The sequence below is a fragment of the Halomonas sp. WWR20 genome, from assembly GCF_054602495.1.
The window spans coordinates 379,692-396,193 of the sequence record NZ_JBTRHR010000002.1; the positions used below are offsets into that span (position 1 = coordinate 379,692).

Below are 16,502 nucleotides of genomic sequence, written 5' to 3' on the forward strand. Positions count from 1 at the left end.
ATATGGCGACGCCCATGAAGGCATTGATTGCCGGTGCCAGCGGTATCATCGGTCATGGAGCCTACCGCGCCCTGAAGGCACATGGTGCCCAGGTCAAGGGGCTCGCGCGACGCCCGATTGCCGATATCGAGACAATCTGCGCCGATCTCACCAATGCCGAAGCTACGCTCAAGGCCATCACCGAACAGGCCAGCGATACCACGCACCTGTTCTACGCTGCCTTGTCGCCTGACGAAGACTTGTCCATCGAGGCCGGACGCAACGCGCTGATGCTCGATGATCTACTCAACGCCCTGGAAAAGGCCGGTGCCCCACTGGAGCGCGTGGTGATCTACCAAGGCTTCAAGATCTATGGCATTCATCTGGGCGCCAAGGTGCCGACACCGGCACGCGAGGACGATCCCAGCCATATGCCGCCCAACCTCTATCAGGCGCAGGAGGCGATGCTGGCCAGGCGTGCCGCGCAGGCCAGCTGGGACTATGTGGCGCTACGCCCCGACGTGGTGGTCGATGGGCACATCTATGGCAACCCCATGAATATTGCCTTGGTGGTCGGGGTGTTCGCCGAGCTGTCCCGTGAACTCGGCGTGCCGATGCGCTACCCGGGCAGCGAGACGGCCTACCGCGTGCTCATGCAATTCACCGATGCCGACCTGCTCGGCCGCGCCAGCGTCTGGGCGGCCACCACTGCGAACATCGCTGGCGAAGCCTTTAACGTGACCAATGGCGACGTGTTCCGTTGGGAGCGCCTATGGCAGGATGTTGCCGATCATCTAGGACTCGCTACCGCCCCGCCCGTGCCGCTCAACCTGGCCAAGCATATGGCCGATAAGAGCGAAATCTGGCGTCAGCTCGCCGAACGCCACGATCTGGTCGAGCCGGATCTCGACAAGCTGATCGGCTGGGACTTCGGCGATTTCATCTTCAATACGCAGACGGATGTCATTTCCGACGTCAACAAGATCCACCGCCACGGCTTCACCGAAACCCGCGAGGCGCGCCAGACCCTGCTCGAGGCGCTCGACAACCTGAAGAGGCACCGCATCATTCCCTGATCCTGCATGAGCTATACGTCCCCGAGCATCCTTGGCATGTTTCACGTGAAACATGCCAAGGATGTCTCAAGAAGTGACTCCACTCTTCCACCGACAGACCAGACGCTGCACTCCCCCTCAATGAGTCACTGCGGGAGCTGGCAGGCCGGCGGCTGTCGCAGCGGATATCAGATGTCAACGGGCGCAATGCGACATCCTGACCCGGCATGGTACTCAAGTTGCAGCACCGCCTGCGCCACACCCAATCGGGCGATTTTCGTATTTACAAGGCAGACTGAACCATGACGACACTTCTGACGATCATTGCCATTCTTGTCATGCTGGTAGTGCTGGCGGGCACGGGACTTGCCGTCTTCACTGCCCACGTTGCGCGCAAGGTGGAAGCAGCGGTCCCAGCCAGCGGGCAATATATGGATGTCGAAGGCGCGCGTCTGCATTTCGTCGAAAAGGGATCGGGGCCGCCAATCGTGTTGATTCACGGTCTCGGCGGGCAGCTGCATCACTCGACCTACGCCCTTTTCGCGCAGCTATCCGACGGTTTCCATCTACTGGCCGTCGACCGCCCGGGATCAGGCTATTCGACACGCCACGCTGACGCCTCGGCACGCCCCCTAGAACAGGCTCGGATACTCCATGACTTCATCCAGGCCCGGCGGCTCGACAGGCCGTTAGTCGTCGGGCATTCACTAGGGGGTGCCATCGCCTTGGCTCTCGCCCTGGAGTATCCGCAGAGTGTTGGCGGGCTCGCGCTGATTGCTCCGCTGACGCACACTCAGCAGGAGGTCCCGCAGGCCTTCAAAGGGCTTGCCATCGAATCCGCCTTCAAGCGCAGATTGATTGCCTGGACGCTCGCCACGCCCATGTCGATTCGCAAGAGTCGGGAAATGCTCGGCTGGGTATTCGCCCCGCAGCTTCCTCCCGAGGACTTTGGCACCCGCGGCGGAGGGCTTTTGAGCCTGCGCCCGCAGAGTTTCTACTCCACCTCACTCGATCTGGTCTCGATTCATACCCACCTTCCCGGCATGCAGGAGCGCTACACCGAGCTAACCGTGCCCATCGGCGTCCTGTATGGCACCGAGGATCATATCCTCGATTACCAGCGTAACGGTTGCGCCATGGTACAGAAGGTACCGGATCTGGATCTCGAGCTTATCGATGGGCTCGGGCACATGATTCCGATAACCCACCCGAACCAGGCAGCAAGCTTTATCCAGCGCATGGCACAGAAAGTCTTCGGCGAACGACGCAGGGACTTCTGAAATATCACCATGTACGTTTCACGTGAAACATACGATGGATGCGCACGAAGCTGACAATGATGCTGGTGAGAGTGACGCTCATGGGCTTACTTGAGATAGAGCCGGCTGTTCAGGCGCTGTATCCAACCACCATAGGGCGGATAAACCGGCCGGGTGCTACTGATGCGACCACGCGAGAAGACACTCTTGGCCTGGGAGAAAGTCAGGAAGCCATCGTGGCCATGATAATGGCTCATATTCCGAAGGCCCGCCCTCGAAAAGGCCCGGCATTGCGCCGGGCCCAGGCGGGATAGTCTCTTGACGACTCTCGTCAGGACATTGAGGGATAGGCCATCATCGGCGGTGTGGCGCGCATGTCGACAGGGACTTCGAAATCGCTGGCCTTGCCGGTCATGGCTTTTGCCGGGTAGGGAAAACCGCTGCGATCAGCATAATCATACACCGCGGCTGCAGGACTGTGAGCCTTGTGGCGCTTGTTCAGGGACTGGGCACAGTAAGTATCCAGCGCCGTAGTGGCCAGCATCGCGGTCATCGTCCAGCCGACATTGCCCCGCTTGGGATTGTCCGGCGTGTAGAGCATCGTCAGCCCCGCCAGATCCAGCGCATCACCGCCAACACGCGCCCAGATCGCCGGGGCGGGATTATCCGTCAATGCGCCGATCCCACACGCGATCTCGCGTGCGCCGCAAGCCTGCACCAGCCGCTCACACCCCTCTGCGCCCAGTGCCTGGGTCAGTTTGCGCGGCGCGCATAGCTGAACGAGTCCCAGACCGATGCTGAACCAGCCGAGGCCGCGGGCCAACTTGTCCGCGCCACTCATCGAGCTGTCGCGGGACACGGCGCCGTGCTTCGAGTAGCGGCTATATTCCAGGTCTTTCATGGTCACCTCCTCGTCTCGCACATCAGGGCTTGAGCACGACCTTGACACAGCCGTCCTGCTTGTCACGGAACGTCTTGTACATTTCCGGCCCTTGCTCGAGGCCCACGGTGTGCGTGATGACAAAAGAGGGGTCGATCTGCCCCTCGTCGATACGCCGCAGCAGGTCGTCGGTCCAGCGGTTCACGTGCGTTTGCCCGGTACGTACCGTCAATCCCTTGTTCATCAGCGCGCCCATGGGGATCTTGTCGACCAGTCCGCCATACACGCCGGGGATCGACAACACACCTGCAGGGCGGCATACATAGATCATTTCCCGCAGCACGTGAGCGCGGTCGGACTCCATCATGGTCGCCTGTTTGAAGCGATCATAGACCGAGTCGAGCGAGCGCGTGGCGTGCGCTTCGAGCCCCACGGCATCGATGCACTTCTCGGGGCCCTTGCCGTGGGTCAACTCATTGAGCCTTTCGAGTACGCTCTCATGGCTGAAGTCGATGGTGATCGCCCCACCGGCCTCGGCCATGGATAAACGCTCAGGCACATTATCGATGACGATGACCTGGCGCGCGCCGAGCAGCACGGCACTCCGGATACAGAACTGCCCGACCGGGCCGGCACCCCAGATCGCTACCGTGTCGGTCGGCTGGATATCGCACTGCGCCGCGGCCTGCCAACCGGTGGGAAAAATGTCCCCCAGAAACAGCACCTGCTCGTCAGTGAGGCTATCCGGTACCTTGACGTGAGTGGTATCGGCAAACGGCACACGTACGTACTCGGCCTGGCCGCCGGCGTAGCCACCTGTCAGGTGAGAATAACCAAACAGACCCGCGCCGCCGTGGCCGAACGCCTTGTCGGCCAGAGACTTGTTACGGTTGGAACGTTCACAGACCGAAAAATTGCCGCGCCGGCACTGCTCGCACTCTCCACAGAAGATGGTGAAGGGCACGACGATGCGATCGCCCACCTTGAGCTTCTTGTTATCGGCCCCGACCTCCATGACCTCGCCCATGAATTCATGGCCCAGCACGTCTCCCGACTGCATGCCGGGAATGAAATGGTCATAGAGATGCATATCGGAACCGCAGATGGCGCAACTGCTCACCTTGATGATCGCATCGCGCCCATGTTCGATCTCGGGATCGGGAACCGTGTCATAGCGGACGTCGGTCTTTCCATGCCAACAAAGAGCTTTCATGCGTTACCTCTCTGACATCGATTTTCCCCATTGCGGGGCAGGGTCAATCCATGATCCGCCCTTCGCCCAACGTCGAGCCTGCAATAGGCACGACGGAGCAGAAGCGCAAGAATACCGCTGCTGCAACCGCTCAGCTTCGTAGAGGCGCGCTGGACGCAGCAGCATTGCCTATAGAGCCTAGACCATAGCGCCAAGATCTACCTGGCGTGGGGACCGAATACGCGCAACGATACGACAGCGAAAGCATCGCGTGGTGGTGGGGCGACATAAAAAAGGCCCGGCGCTTGGGCCGGGCCTGCAGAGCCGAACTCTGCTGCGGTAAATTCTCAGGTTCCTTGGCTTAATGGGCATCCTGCCGGTTAGTGCCTCCTTCCCTGAGCATCGATCGTCCTGATCGCGCACTTCCTTGTACTGGTGACCTGCCTGGTCACTACCTACCGCATGCAAAGCACTATAAGCGCAGCCAAGCAGGGCTTCAATAACCGCAGGGTTTCTTTACGTTACTCAATGTAATAGAGCTCTATGCGAGTTGTTGTCTGTAGTGGCTCCCCTCCCCGCCCCGCTATAAACTGCCATGACCGGTCTGAAAACATCTCGCCTGTCCATGCGATGTTAGAAACCGGCTCGTGGGCGGGTCCGAAGAATCACCACTTACGCTACGGACGCTGTTTTCCGTCGACTTTGCCAGCACTGCACTCACTGGTTTTTTCAAACAAGGCGGTTGAGCCCGAAGCAATAGGAGAGACGCATGGGTAGATGGATTTTGATCACGCTGGGCCTGTTATTGACAGGATGTCAGGCTATCGGACCTGGCACGGAGAATGAATCGCAAGGCCCGGTAATAGAGGAAGCCAGACCGGAGACGACACGGGTCGAGAGAAAAGTCGCATTCCCGGAAAGAGAATATGCCCAACTGGAGAAAACCGGCCGTTCAACATTGACAGGACGAATCTTCATTACCACCCCCAGCGGTGAGGTGATTTACGGTGCAGGAGAAACCATTTCGATCGCGCCCGCCACCACTTACTCCGCCGAAGCTGCGGAAGTCGCCTTGGCAGGGGGACACATCGAACCCGCCGATCCCCGAGCGCGCGAATACACTCATTATGCCAAAGCCGATGAGCAGGGCCGCTTCAAGGCTCAAGGCCTACCGGCCGGGATATATTATGTCGCCGGCAGCGTCAGTCAACCCGGCTCGAATACGCAGCGGCGCATCATTATAAATCAGGTCCGTATCGGCGAGAACCAGACGGTCCAAGTCGAGCTGAGCCGATAGCAAGCACCATCTTCTGTCTTCCGTCTTGCGGGCGAAGCTTCCGGCGCCCCCCCGACCCATTAGTGATTCTCTACTTAATGCAAAAGGGCCGATAAGTCGGCCCTTTCTTTTCATGTCCTTGTCACGTCTTGTCTCTCAGATGTTTTGTTTCACGTGAAACATCAGATATCAAGGTTAGCGACCAAAGCGTTGCGCTCGATGAAGTCACGGCGCGGCTCGACTTCATCACCCATCAGGGTGTTGAACATCATATCTGCGGCGACCGCATCCTCGATAGTCACCCGCAACATCCGGCGCGACTCGGGATCCATGGTGGTTTCCCATAGCTGGTCGGGGTTCATCTCGCCCAACCCCTTGTAACGCTGAATGCTCAAGCCTCGCTGTGCCTCGCCCATTAGCCATTCCAGCGCTTCGTAGAAATTGGAAACCGGCTTCTGCCGCTCGCCACGCGCAATATAAGCGCCTTCATCGATTAGCTCCTCGAGGGTTTCGCCCAGCGTCGCCATGGCCCGGTAATCCGCACTACGGAAGAAATCGACGCCCCAGACATAATCGGTAGTCACGCCGTGCGCCGTCAGGGCCACGCTAGGCAGGAACAGGCCGCGCTCGGCATCCTCATGCAACTGGAAGGTATAGCGCGGGCCCCCTTCGTAAGCGACCAAGGTATCCATCTCCACCTGGAGTTTTTCGATCCAGGCCTGCATGGCGATGCGGTCCTTGAGGCTCATCTCGTCCAGCAGCGTAGTGTGTACAATCTTGCGCAATACCGCGTTGGGATAAACCCGTGACAGTCGATCGATTCGCCTCATCACGTCACGGTACTGGTTGACCAGCGCTTCGAGCTGTTCACCGCCAATACCCGGTGCATCGGCATTCACATATAGCCGTCCGCCATCCAGCGCAGTGCTGGTCAAGTAATCGACCAGAGCCTGCTCATCCTTCAAATAGGTTTCCTGCTTGCCCCGCTTGATCTTGTAAAGCGGCGGCTGGGCGATGAAGACATGGCCACGTTCGATCAGCTCCGGCATCTGCCGGAAAAAGAAGGTCAACAACAGGGTACGGATGTGCGAGCCATCAACGTCGGCGTCGGTCATGATGATGATCGAGTGATAGCGCAGCTTATCGGGATTGAACTCCTCCCGTCCGATACCACAGCCCAGCGCGGTGATCAGCGTGCCGACCTCGGCGGAAGATAGCATCTTGTCGAAGCGAGCCTTCTCGACGTTGAGGATCTTGCCCTTGAGCGGCAGAATCGCCTGCGTGCGTCGATCGCGCCCCTGCTTGGCACTGCCTCCCGCCGAGTCGCCCTCCACCAGGTAGAGTTCGGAAAGGCTGGGGTCCTTTTCCTGACAATCCGCCAGCTTGCCGGGCAGGCCGGCAATATCCAGCGCCCCCTTACGACGGGTCATCTCCCGTGCCTTGCGCGCCGCTTCGCGGGCACGTGCCGCATCGATCATCTTGTTGACGATCGCCTTGGCATCAACGGGCCGCTCCACCAGATAGTCGCCAAACTGACGGCCCATCTCCTGCTCGACCGCCGTCTTGATTTCGGAGGAAACCAGCTTGTCCTTAGTCTGCGAGGAGAACTTGGGGTCCGGCACCTTGACCGAGATGATCGCGGTCAGTCCCTCGCGGGCATCGTCACCGGATGTGCTGACCTTGGCCTTCTTGAGCAGCCCTTCGGCTTCGATGTAGTGGTTCAGCGAACGAGTCAGGGCAGCACGGAACCCCGCCAGGTGTGTCCCGCCATCGCGCTGGGGAATATTATTGGTATAACAGAAAATATTCTCGACGAACGTGTCGTTCCACTGCATCGCCACTTCAACGCCGACCCCATCCTCGCGCTCTACATTGAAATGAAATACCGGGTTCAGGGCGGTCTTGTTGACGTTGAGATGGTCGACAAAGGCCCTGAGTCCCCCTTCGTAATGGAAGAGTTCTTCCTTGCCGCTGCGCTCGTCGTGTAAACGGATCGCGACACCCGAGTTCAGAAATGACAATTCACGCAGGCGCTTGGCGAGAATGTCATAGTGAAACTCAATATGCGTAAAGGTCTCGGGAGACGGCCTGAAATGTACACGGGTGCCGCTCTTTTCGGTCTTGCCGACCACGGAGAGAGGCGCCTCGGGCACGCCATGGCGATAGATCTGCTCGAACATTTCTCCCGCGCGCCACACGGTCAGTTTGAGCTCCTCGGAGAGGGCATTGACCACTGACACCCCGACGCCGTGCAATCCGCCCGAAACCTTGTAGGAGTTTTCGTCAAACTTACCGCCGGCGTGGAGGACGGTCATGATGACTTCGGCGGCGGAAACCCCCTCCTCGTGGAGTTCGGTGGGAATGCCGCGCCCATTGTCGCTGACCGTAACGGACTCGTCGGGATGTATGACTACACGGATTTCGCTGCAGTGGCCGGCGAGGGCTTCGTCGATGGAGTTATCCACCAACTCGAAGACCATGTGGTGCAGGCCCGTGCCGTCATCGGTATCGCCAATGTACATGCCAGGGCGCTTGCGTACGGCATCCAGGCCTTTGAGTACCTTGATGCTTGATGAGTCGTAAGCGTGTTCGCTCATTGCCTACTCCGTCGTGAAGTCATTCCGTATGCAGCCGCCCGTGTTTCACGTGAAACATCGTGACGTCCGTTTCCCGCTGCCATATATCCGCAACAGATTCGATATCAACGCTGGTGATGAAGACCTGGCAGTGCTGCCGCTCAAGCCAATGACAGAAAACGCGCCGATGGGCAGCGTCCAGCTCGGCGGGAAGGTCATCGATCAAATAGATGCAGGTCCGTCCCGTCAGCATCTCGAGTAGACGCCCTTGGGCCAGTTTCATTGCACTGACCACCAGCTTCTGCTGACCACGCGACAACACTTCCACCGCTGCACGCCGATCGATGCGAATACGCAGATCGGCACGTTGCGGTCCCAACTGGGTAAAGCCCATCTGGCGGTCCGTGTCGCGCCCGGCCTGTAATACCTCTGCCAACTCGCGGTGTCGGTCCCAGCCGCGATAATAGCGCAGCGACAGATGAGGCATCGCCAGCAACTCGGCCAGTGTTTCCTCGAATACCGGCACGAACTCCGCCATGTACTCGCTGCGCAACGCATCCAGGCGGGTTCCCCAATGCGCCAGTTCCCGCTCCCAAACCTGCAGCGACTGGGCGTCTATTCTATCATGTCTGAGCAATGCATTCCGATGTTTCAGCGCGCGTTTGACGCTTTTCCAGCTCTCGAAGAAATCGCGTTTCACGTGAAACGTTCCCCAGTCGAGAAACTCGCGCCGCGATGCTGGCGCCCCCTCCAGCAGCCGAAATGCGTCCGGGTTGACCAGCTGCAGCGGCATGGCGTCGGCAAGCTGGGCGGCCCGTGCCGCCTTCTCTCCCGCCAAGCGAATTTCCAGCTCGCTGGCACTACGCTGACGGCGTAGGCCGATGGTGATCGCCGGCTCGCCGGCTAGACGTCCATGCAACGTCATCGCCTCGGCATCGTGGGCAATCGCGTTCTTGATCTGTCGAGTGCGAAAGGAGCGTGCCAGACCCAGCAGATGGATGCCTTCCAGAATACTGGTCTTGCCGCTGCCGTTGGCGCCACTGATAAGGTTGATGCTGCGGCCAGGGCGCATCTCCAGCCCCTTCAGGTTACGCAGGCCAAGCAGGTTGAGACGATCAAGAGGCATGACGGACTACGCGATGGGCCGAGGTTCCCGGAGCAACCTCGGCAGGAAGGAAGGAAGGAAAGGTCAAAGCCGCATTGGCATAACGACATACATGGCGTCGCCACCGCCCGGCTCTTCCATTAGTGCACTGCTGTTAGGATCGGATAGCGTCATCTGCACGCGATCGCTCTCGAGAACACTGAGGACATCGACCAGATAGCCGACATTGAAGCCAATCTCGAGCGTGTCGCCGCTGTACTCGATGGCGACATTCTCTTCGGCCTCTTCCTGCTCGGGATTGTTGGCCATGACCCGCAGGTTGCCCTCTTCCAGTTGCAGTCGCACGCCGCGGTACTTCTCGTTGGAGAGAATCGCGGTCCGCGAAAGCACTTGGCGCAACTCGGCGCGGTCGGCCACGAAGACCTTGTCGCCGCCGCGTGGCACGACGCGCTCATAATCGGGAAACTTGCCATCTACCAGCTTGGAGGTAAAGGTGAACTCGCCGGTATTGGCGCGCACATGATTCTCCCCCAGGGTCAGTTCCACCGGCTCGTTGCTGCCGTCGAGAAGACGCACCAGTTCCAGCACGCCCTTGCGCGGAATGATGAGTTTCTGGGCCGGCTCCAGCTCGATGTCGGCACTGCTCGAGCAGACCGCCAGACGGTGGCCGTCGGTGGCGACGGTACGCACCAGATGGTTGCGCAGCTCAAGCAGCAGGCCATTGAGGTAGTAGCGTACGTCCTGCTGGGCCATGGCGAATGCGGTGGAATCGATCAGGTGCTTGAGCGTGCCCCGCGGCAAAGCCAGCGTGGTACTGCTCTGTCCGCTCTCGATATTGGGAAACTCCGCCACCGGTAGCGTCGACAGCGTAAAGCGCGAACGCCCCGCGCGCAGCACCGCGCGCCCATCCTCGAGCGTGAAGGTGATTTCGGACTGATCGGGCAGCGACTTGCAGATGTCCATCAACTTGCGCGCCGGCACGGTAGCGGAACCCGGTTCATCAACCTGGGAGGGGGCCGCACGTCCGATCAGCTCGACCTCCAGATCGGTCCCGGTCAGGGACAGCTGGGTGTCCTGCACTTCGATCAATACATTGGAAAGCACCGGCAGCGTCTGGCGGCGCTCGACCACGCCAGCGACCAGCGACAGCGGGCGCAGCAGGGCTTCACGGGAGATGGAAAATTTCATTGAGGCTCCACTCTTGTCCTGAAATGCATCACTTGGGCCGCCACGGTCAGCTGGTCAGCAACCGCAGCAGGTTCTTGTAATCCTCACGGATATCCGCGTTCTCTTCCTGCAGCGCCACTACCTTGCGGCAGGCATGCAGCACGGTCGTATGATCGCGTCCGCCGAAGGCATCGCCGATTTCCGGCAAGCTATGGTTGGTCAGCTCCTTGGCTAGAGCCATCGCCACCTGCCGGGGACGCGCCACCGAGCGCGAACGCCGTTTGGAAAGTAAATCCGCCAGCTTGATTTTGTAGTACTCCGCCACCGTACGCTGGATATTGTCGACCCCTACCTGCTTGTCCTGCAGTGCCAACAGATCCTTGAGCGACTCGCGGATGAAATCCTGGGTGATCGGCTTGCCCATGAAATGCGAGTCGGCGATCACTTTCTTCAGTGCCCCTTCGAGCTCACGCACGTTGGAACGGATTTTCTGCGCGATGAAGAATGCCGCATCGTGCGGCAGGTCGACCTTGGCCTGGTCGGCCTTCTTCATCAGGATGGCGACGCGCGTTTCGAGTTCCGGCGGCTCGATCGCCACCGTCAGCCCCCACCCGAAGCGCGACTTCAGGCGCTCTTCCACGCCATTGATTTCCTTGGGATAACGGTCGGAAGTCAGAATCATCTGCTGACCGCCTTCGAGCAAGGCATTGAAGGTGTGAAAGAACTCTTCCTGGGAGCGCTCCTTGCCGGCGAAGAACTGGATATCGTCGATCAGCAGCGCGTCGACGCTGCGGTAGAAGCGCTTGAAGTCGTTGATGGCATTGAGCTGCAGCGCCTTGACCATATCGGCGACGAAACGCTCCGAATGCAGGTAGATCACGGTGGCATTCTCGCGCTGGCTGGCGAGATGATTACCCACTGCATGCATCAGGTGAGTCTTACCCAGCCCCACTCCGCCGTAGAGAAACAATGGGTTGTAGGCACCGCCAGGGTTCTCGGAGACTTGACGCGAAGCGGCACGTGCCAACTGGTTCGATTTACCCTCGACGAAGGTTTCGAACGTGAAGTTGGGGTTGAGGCCGCTCTGGTGCTTGAGGCTGCCCTCCACCTGTACCTGACGCTCACTGTTGCCACGTCGTGGCGACTCCTCGCGCAGTTGAGCGACTTCCCGCTCATCGGTGTAGCCCGTCCGAGGCTGAGTATGGACGGCAGGCGCCCCGCCAGGCGAACGGCCGCCAGCGGCGGAGCTCGCCGACACCGGTACGCCCAGGTCGCGTGGCTGGGGCGCCGTCATCGTCTTGCGGCTGCCGACCAGCAGACGCACCTTGGGCGGCTTGCCTGAGGCCAGTTCCCGCAGCAACTCATTGATGCGCTTGAGATACTTGTCACTGACCCAATCGCGAACGAAACGATTGGGGGCTAGCAGACAAAGCTCGTTGGCTTCCCCGTCTTCCGCCTGCAAAGGGCGGATCCAGGTATTGAATTGCTGCGAGTTCAACTCGTCCTGGAGGTAATCCAAGCACTGTTGCCAAAGAGCGACCGACACGCGAGACACCATAGCGTTGACGAATGGCCGGACATTGTATCTTCCAGCGACAAGGTTATCCACACGTCGACAGATACCGACTCCCTGTGGAAAACTCCATCCAGGCTCGGTGGAGAAAAGGCGATGAAGCCGGGCACAACTCACGTGCTGTGCATAAACCAAGAGTTATGCACAGCCGGGTACATGCCTTGTCCTCTCTCTCCTCGCAACTTCCCCACAGTTAAAGGAACAGTATAAATTATTGTATAGCATGATAAAAAACACCTTATCCACAATTTCTATCCCCACTATTAATAACAACAGTATTTAAACAACCTAAATATATAGTTATTGAAGTAGGGCAGCCGTAACCAGACTCCAACGAAGAACAAGTGCCATGTGAAATGTCGCTTAAGCAAGGCCACCATCCCCAGGGGCAGGCGTCATCCCGGCGTTGAAAAACCCGATGTGGATAATTTTGACGGTAAAAATTGCACCGGGCTGGCGAATTCAATAGAATTCCCGGTCTTGAGCCGAATCCGTCCTGGTTCCAGGCAGGAATCAGGCACTCCAAGTCGACCGTTTTTCAAACAACCACGTGGGAATCAGCAGCTATGAAACGCACTTTTCAACCGAGCGTTCTGAAGCGCAAGCGCGTACACGGTTTCCGTGCTCGTATGGCCACCAAGAGCGGTCGCCAGATCCTGGCACGCCGGCGTGCCAAAGGCCGCAAGCGTCTGAGCGCCTGATCGGGCTACAGATGTCCGGTCTGGGCTTTCCCCGGCAGCTACGGCTGTTAACTGCCGGGGATTACAAGCACGTCTTCGATCAAGCCCATCATAAGGTTCATGGCAAAGGGTTACTGGCGCTCGCTCGCCCCAACACTCTCGGCCATCCTCGCGTAGGGTTGGTATTCAGCAAGAAGAACGTGCGTCATGCCGTTGACCGCAACCGCCTGAAGCGCCTCGTTCGAGAATCCATTCGCCTCCAGCAGCATCGCCTTCCCGCCGTGGACATTGTTGTTCTCGCTCGGCGCGGCGTTCATGAGCTGGACAACGACACCCTGCATCGCCAATTGCATGGCATGTGGCGGCGTCTGGAAAAAGACGTTCGCAAGCAGTCGGTCTCGTCCACGCCATCTTCCTGACCGGATGCCTTCGTTACGAACTGCCTCGCATGTCAGATGCTATCCGTTCCGCAGTTCGTAACCACCGAATGTCTCATCATCCCCACCGGGCAGAACCTTATGGACGTAAAACGACTTTTACTCGTGATTCCACTGGCGGTACTCGCCTATCTGCTGGTGATCCAGTGGAATCAGGACTACGGCCAGCCGGCCGTGCAACAGAATGCTCCTGCCATCACCGGCGCCAATGTTCAGGATCGCCAGGACAACGAAGGGCTTGCGGCCCCCTCAGGCAGTGCCGAGCCGAGCGTGGCCGGCAGCATGCCCGGGGAAGACGCAGCGGCGGGCAACCGCAACCTGATTCAGGTGCAGACCGACGTGCTGGATGTGCGTATCGACCCCCAGGGCGGCGATATCGTGTATGCCGCGCTTCCCCAGCACAAGCAGACTCAGGATGCCGAACAGTCTTTCATCCTGCTCAACGATAGCGGCACCCGCAGCTATGTGGCCAAGTCGGGCTTGCAACTCGAAGGCCATCAGGGCCGGATCGGCTTCACGCCGGAGCAGACCCGCTATACGCTTGAAGAGGGCGAGAACGAGCTGACCGTCGACCTGCATGCCGAAGTCAATGGCGTCGACGTCGTCAAGCGCTTTCTGTTCAACCGCGACGATTACACGGTTCAGGTCAAGTACCTGGTGAGCAACGAAGGCGATCAGCCCGTCACCGCCCGTTTCATCGGCCAGCTGGCCCGGGATAATAGCCCCGACCCATCGAGTGGCGGTGGCATGGGGATGAAGTCTTTCCTCGGGGCCGCCTACTCCTCGCCTGATGAGCATTACGAAAAGATTTCGTTCGATGACATCCAGGAAGGAAATTTCAACAACCGCGATGTCCAGGGCGGCTGGGTTGCCATCATCCAGCACTACTTCACATCGGCCTGGGTCCCCGCTCAGGATCAGCAGAATCTCTATTACGCCACCACGGACTCACGTGACCGCAACGTCGCCGCATTCGCGGGGCCGGTCCAGACCGTTGCGGCGAATGAACAGACAGTCCTGGGCGCGACGCTGTATGTCGGGCCCAAGGTTCAGGAGCGACTGGAATCCGTCGCACCGTATCTGGAATTGACCGTCGACTTCGGCTGGTTGTGGTTCATTGCCAATCCGCTGTTCTGGCTACTGGAAAAAATCCATGGTCTGATCGGTAACTGGGGCTGGTCGATCGTACTGTTGACCGTGCTGGTCAAGGCAGTGTTGTTCCCGCTCTCCGCTACCGCCTACAAGTCGATGGCCAAGATGCGCAAGATGGGTCCCGAGATGCAGCGCATCAAGGAACAGCACGGCGACGATCGCCAGAAGATGTCCCAGGAGATGATGAAGTTCTACCAGAAGGAGAAAATCAATCCTCTGGGCGGCTGTCTGCCTATCGTCATTCAGATGCCGGTGTTCATCGCCCTGTACTGGATGCTGATGGAGTCGGTAGAACTGCGCCACGCGCCGTTCATGCTGTGGATCGACGACCTGTCGGTGCAGGATCCGTACTTCGTGCTGCCGATCATCATGGGCATTTCCATGTTCGTGCAGCAACAGCTCAATCCGACGCCACCGGACCCCATGCAGGCCAAGATCATGAAGATGCTGCCGATCGTCTTCACGTTCTTCTTCCTGTGGTTCCCGGCCGGCCTGGTGATCTACTGGATTACCAACAACACCTTGTCGATCATTCAGCAGTACTTCATCACCCGCAAGATCGAGAACGATCCCAACGGGGGCAAGAGCGTCAAAGCCAAGAGCTGAAGCCGCGCAACCTCTCCAGACCCCCGCTTCGGCGGGGGTCTGGCGTTTGGGGCCGCCGGGTATGCCGCTAGCGTTCGCGCGTGCTCCCGGCACGTACACTCAGATAACCCCCACGGTGACTCAGCGATCTTCGTTGATTGATTCATTAGGACCCTGCTTAACGGAAGCCGTCATGTCAGATTCGAGTCTCTATTCCCAGGATACTATCGCAGCCTTGGCCACCCCTCCGGGACGGGGCGGAGTTGGCATCATCCGCGTATCGGGCCCCGCCAGCCGGGAGGTGGCACAGGCCATGCTGGGGCAGTGTCCGGCGCCCCGTCATGCCTATTACGGTGCGTTTCAGGGGGCTCAGGGGCAACTCGATGAAGGAATCGCGCTATTCTTTGCCGGTCCGCACTCCTTTACCGGCGAGGACGTCGTCGAGTTTCAGGGACATGGCGGTCCGGTGATCATGGACTTACTCTTGGAGCGTTGCGTCCAGCTCGGCGCCCGTCTGGCCCGGCCCGGGGAGTTCTCCGAGCGCGCCTTTCTCAACGATAAACTCGACCTGGCCCAGGCCGAAGCGATTGCCGACCTGATCGATGCCAGTTCCCGAGCCGCGGCGGAAAACGCGCTGCGCTCGCTGCAAGGCGAGTTCTCGCGTCGCGTACACCACTTGGTCGAACGTCTGATCGAACTGCGCATGTATGTAGAGGCAGCCATCGACTTTCCCGAGGAAGAGATCGACTTTCTCGCCGACGGTAAGGTGGCCGCGAGGCTTGCCGATATACGCCACGAGCTGACCGGAGTTCGTGACGCCGCCGGTCAGGGAGCGCTGATGCGCGAAGGCATGAGCGTGGTTATCGCCGGGCGGCCCAATGCCGGCAAGTCGAGCCTGCTCAACGCCCTGACCGAGCAGGAGACGGCCATCGTTACCGATATCGCCGGAACCACGCGTGACGTGTTGCGCGAACATATTCACCTCGACGGCATGCCGTTGCATGTGATCGATACCGCCGGGCTGCGCGATACGCCAGACGCCGTGGAGAAGATCGGTGTCCAGCGTGCCTGGACGGAAATCGAGCGGGCCGACCGGGTATTGCTGTTGGTGGATGCCGCCGAAACCCAGGCCACAGATCCGATGCAGATCTGGCCCGAATTCGTTTCACGTCTACCCGACCCGTCGCGGCTGACATTGGTGCGCAACAAGATCGATACCACCGGGGAGACGTCGCAGGCAGAGTTATCCACAACCCCGCCGGTGGTGCGTCTTTCGGCCACGACCGGAGCGGGTGTGGATAACCTCAAGGCGCACCTCAAGGCGGTGATGGGCTTTCACAGCGCCAACGAAGGGCGCTTCTCGGCACGCCGGCGTCACCTCGACGCCCTGGCCCGCGCCGAGTTGGCACTCGACAACGGCGAGGCGCAGCTGCGCGGCCACGCCGCCGGCGAACTGCTCGCCGAGGATCTGCGCGAGGCGCAGCATGCGCTAGGGGAGATTACCGGCGAATTCAGCGCCGACGACCTGCTCGGTAAGATATTCGGCGAGTTCTGCATCGGCAAGTGATGCATCGACAAGTGAAGCG

Annotated in this window: 14 protein-coding genes; 7 read left to right on the forward strand and 7 right to left on the reverse strand. The window is 59.5% G+C overall.

Going from position 1 to position 16,502, the window contains the following annotated elements; translation table 11 throughout:
* Positions 1-2 precede the first annotated feature (2 nt).
* Together ACW4DH_RS05075 and ACW4DH_RS05080 are read left to right on the forward strand one after the other, a co-directional pair.
* A complete protein-coding gene (locus ACW4DH_RS05075) occupies positions 3-1,055 on the forward strand; it encodes an SDR family oxidoreductase (protein WP_459635274.1) in 1,053 nt (350 codons plus the stop codon).
* 281 nt (positions 1,056-1,336) lie between these two features.
* Positions 1,337-2,314: an alpha/beta fold hydrolase gene (locus tag ACW4DH_RS05080; RefSeq protein ID WP_459635275.1), complete on the forward strand. Its 978-nt coding sequence runs from the start codon at positions 1,337-1,339 to the stop codon at positions 2,312-2,314.
* Between the two features lie 86 nt (positions 2,315-2,400).
* Here the strand turns inward: ACW4DH_RS05080 and ACW4DH_RS05085 are convergent, their stop codons facing one another.
* The 3 genes from ACW4DH_RS05085 to ACW4DH_RS05095 all read right to left on the reverse strand — a co-directional run bounded on the left by ACW4DH_RS05085 (position 2,401) and on the right by ACW4DH_RS05095 (position 4,386).
* Positions 2,401-2,550 (reverse strand): hypothetical protein, encoded by a 150-nt coding sequence (locus tag ACW4DH_RS05085; RefSeq protein ID WP_459635276.1) that lies wholly within the window; start codon positions 2,548-2,550, stop codon positions 2,401-2,403.
* A gap of 74 nt (positions 2,551-2,624) precedes the next feature.
* Complete coding sequence (locus ACW4DH_RS05090) at positions 2,625-3,194, reverse strand: hypothetical protein (RefSeq protein WP_459635277.1); 570 nt, start codon at positions 3,192-3,194, stop codon at positions 2,625-2,627.
* A gap of 22 nt (positions 3,195-3,216) precedes the next feature.
* Positions 3,217-4,386, reverse strand: a complete 1,170-nt coding sequence (locus ACW4DH_RS05095) for a zinc-dependent alcohol dehydrogenase (protein WP_459635278.1) — start codon at positions 4,384-4,386, stop codon at positions 3,217-3,219.
* Between the two features lie 748 nt (positions 4,387-5,134).
* On the opposite strand from ACW4DH_RS05095, the gene ACW4DH_RS05100 reads away from it, so the two are divergent.
* Positions 5,135-5,662, forward strand: a complete 528-nt coding sequence (locus tag ACW4DH_RS05100) for a carboxypeptidase-like regulatory domain-containing protein (protein ID WP_459635279.1) — start codon at positions 5,135-5,137, stop codon at positions 5,660-5,662.
* A 161-nt stretch (positions 5,663-5,823) separates the two neighbouring features.
* Here ACW4DH_RS05100 and gyrB read toward each other — a convergent pair whose 3' ends face one another.
* The 4 genes from gyrB to dnaA form a co-directional block, all read right to left on the reverse strand.
* Positions 5,824-8,238: a DNA topoisomerase (ATP-hydrolyzing) subunit B gene (gyrB, locus tag ACW4DH_RS05105; RefSeq protein ID WP_459635280.1), complete on the reverse strand. Its 2,415-nt coding sequence runs from the start codon at positions 8,236-8,238 to the stop codon at positions 5,824-5,826.
* A 19-nt stretch (positions 8,239-8,257) separates the two neighbouring features.
* Entirely contained in the window at positions 8,258-9,343 is a 1,086-nt protein-coding gene (recF, locus tag ACW4DH_RS05110) for a DNA replication/repair protein RecF (RefSeq protein ID WP_459635281.1), read from the reverse strand.
* Between the two features lie 63 nt (positions 9,344-9,406).
* A complete protein-coding gene (gene dnaN / locus ACW4DH_RS05115; protein ID WP_459635282.1) occupies positions 9,407-10,510 on the reverse strand; it encodes a DNA polymerase III subunit beta in 1,104 nt (367 codons plus the stop codon).
* Between the two features lie 46 nt (positions 10,511-10,556).
* Positions 10,557-12,035 carry a chromosomal replication initiator protein DnaA gene (dnaA, locus tag ACW4DH_RS05120; RefSeq protein WP_459635283.1) on the reverse strand — a complete coding sequence of 493 codons (1,479 nt, stop codon included), beginning with the start codon at positions 12,033-12,035 and terminating at the stop codon, positions 10,557-10,559.
* A 593-nt stretch (positions 12,036-12,628) separates the two neighbouring features.
* On the opposite strand from dnaA, the gene rpmH reads away from it, so the two are divergent.
* The 4 genes from rpmH (at position 12,629) to mnmE (ending at position 16,483) form a co-directional block, all read left to right on the forward strand.
* Positions 12,629-12,763, forward strand: a complete 135-nt coding sequence (gene rpmH / locus ACW4DH_RS05125; protein ID WP_459635284.1) for a 50S ribosomal protein L34 — start codon at positions 12,629-12,631, stop codon at positions 12,761-12,763.
* Between the two features lie 11 nt (positions 12,764-12,774).
* Positions 12,775-13,161: a ribonuclease P protein component gene (gene rnpA / locus ACW4DH_RS05130; RefSeq protein ID WP_459635285.1), complete on the forward strand. Its 387-nt coding sequence runs from the start codon at positions 12,775-12,777 to the stop codon at positions 13,159-13,161.
* 99 nt (positions 13,162-13,260) lie between these two features.
* A complete protein-coding gene (yidC, locus tag ACW4DH_RS05135) occupies positions 13,261-14,937 on the forward strand; it encodes a membrane protein insertase YidC (RefSeq protein ID WP_459635286.1) in 1,677 nt (558 codons plus the stop codon).
* A 172-nt stretch (positions 14,938-15,109) separates the two neighbouring features.
* Entirely contained in the window at positions 15,110-16,483 is a 1,374-nt protein-coding gene (mnmE, locus tag ACW4DH_RS05140) for a tRNA uridine-5-carboxymethylaminomethyl(34) synthesis GTPase MnmE (protein WP_459635287.1), read from the forward strand.
* Positions 16,484-16,502 lie beyond the last annotated feature (19 nt).

What these genes read in the sequence shown, in the direction of transcription:
- ACW4DH_RS05075 (WP_459635274.1), top strand. Translation starts at nt 3, where the DNA reads ATGGCGACGCCCATGAAGGCATTGATTGCCGGTGCCAGCGGTATCATC.
- ACW4DH_RS05080 (WP_459635275.1), top strand. Translation starts at nt 1,337, where the DNA reads ATGACGACACTTCTGACGATCATTGCCATTCTTGTCATGCTGGTAGTG.
- ACW4DH_RS05085 (WP_459635276.1), bottom strand. Translation starts at nt 2,550, where the DNA reads ATGAGCCATTATCATGGCCACGATGGCTTCCTGACTTTCTCCCAGGCC.
- ACW4DH_RS05090 (WP_459635277.1), bottom strand. Translation starts at nt 3,194, where the DNA reads ATGAAAGACCTGGAATATAGCCGCTACTCGAAGCACGGCGCCGTGTCC.
- ACW4DH_RS05095 (WP_459635278.1), bottom strand. Translation starts at nt 4,386, where the DNA reads ATGAAAGCTCTTTGTTGGCATGGAAAGACCGACGTCCGCTATGACACG.
- ACW4DH_RS05100 (WP_459635279.1), top strand. Translation starts at nt 5,135, where the DNA reads ATGGGTAGATGGATTTTGATCACGCTGGGCCTGTTATTGACAGGATGT.
- gyrB (WP_459635280.1), bottom strand. Translation starts at nt 8,238, where the DNA reads ATGAGCGAACACGCTTACGACTCATCAAGCATCAAGGTACTCAAAGGC.
- recF (WP_459635281.1), bottom strand. Translation starts at nt 9,343, where the DNA reads ATGCCTCTTGATCGTCTCAACCTGCTTGGCCTGCGTAACCTGAAGGGG.
- dnaN (WP_459635282.1), bottom strand. Translation starts at nt 10,510, where the DNA reads ATGAAATTTTCCATCTCCCGTGAAGCCCTGCTGCGCCCGCTGTCGCTG.
- rpmH (WP_459635284.1), top strand. Translation starts at nt 12,629, where the DNA reads ATGAAACGCACTTTTCAACCGAGCGTTCTGAAGCGCAAGCGCGTACAC.
- rnpA (WP_459635285.1), top strand. Translation starts at nt 12,775, where the DNA reads ATGTCCGGTCTGGGCTTTCCCCGGCAGCTACGGCTGTTAACTGCCGGG.
- yidC (WP_459635286.1), top strand. Translation starts at nt 13,261, where the DNA reads ATGGACGTAAAACGACTTTTACTCGTGATTCCACTGGCGGTACTCGCC.
- mnmE (WP_459635287.1), top strand. Translation starts at nt 15,110, where the DNA reads ATGTCAGATTCGAGTCTCTATTCCCAGGATACTATCGCAGCCTTGGCC.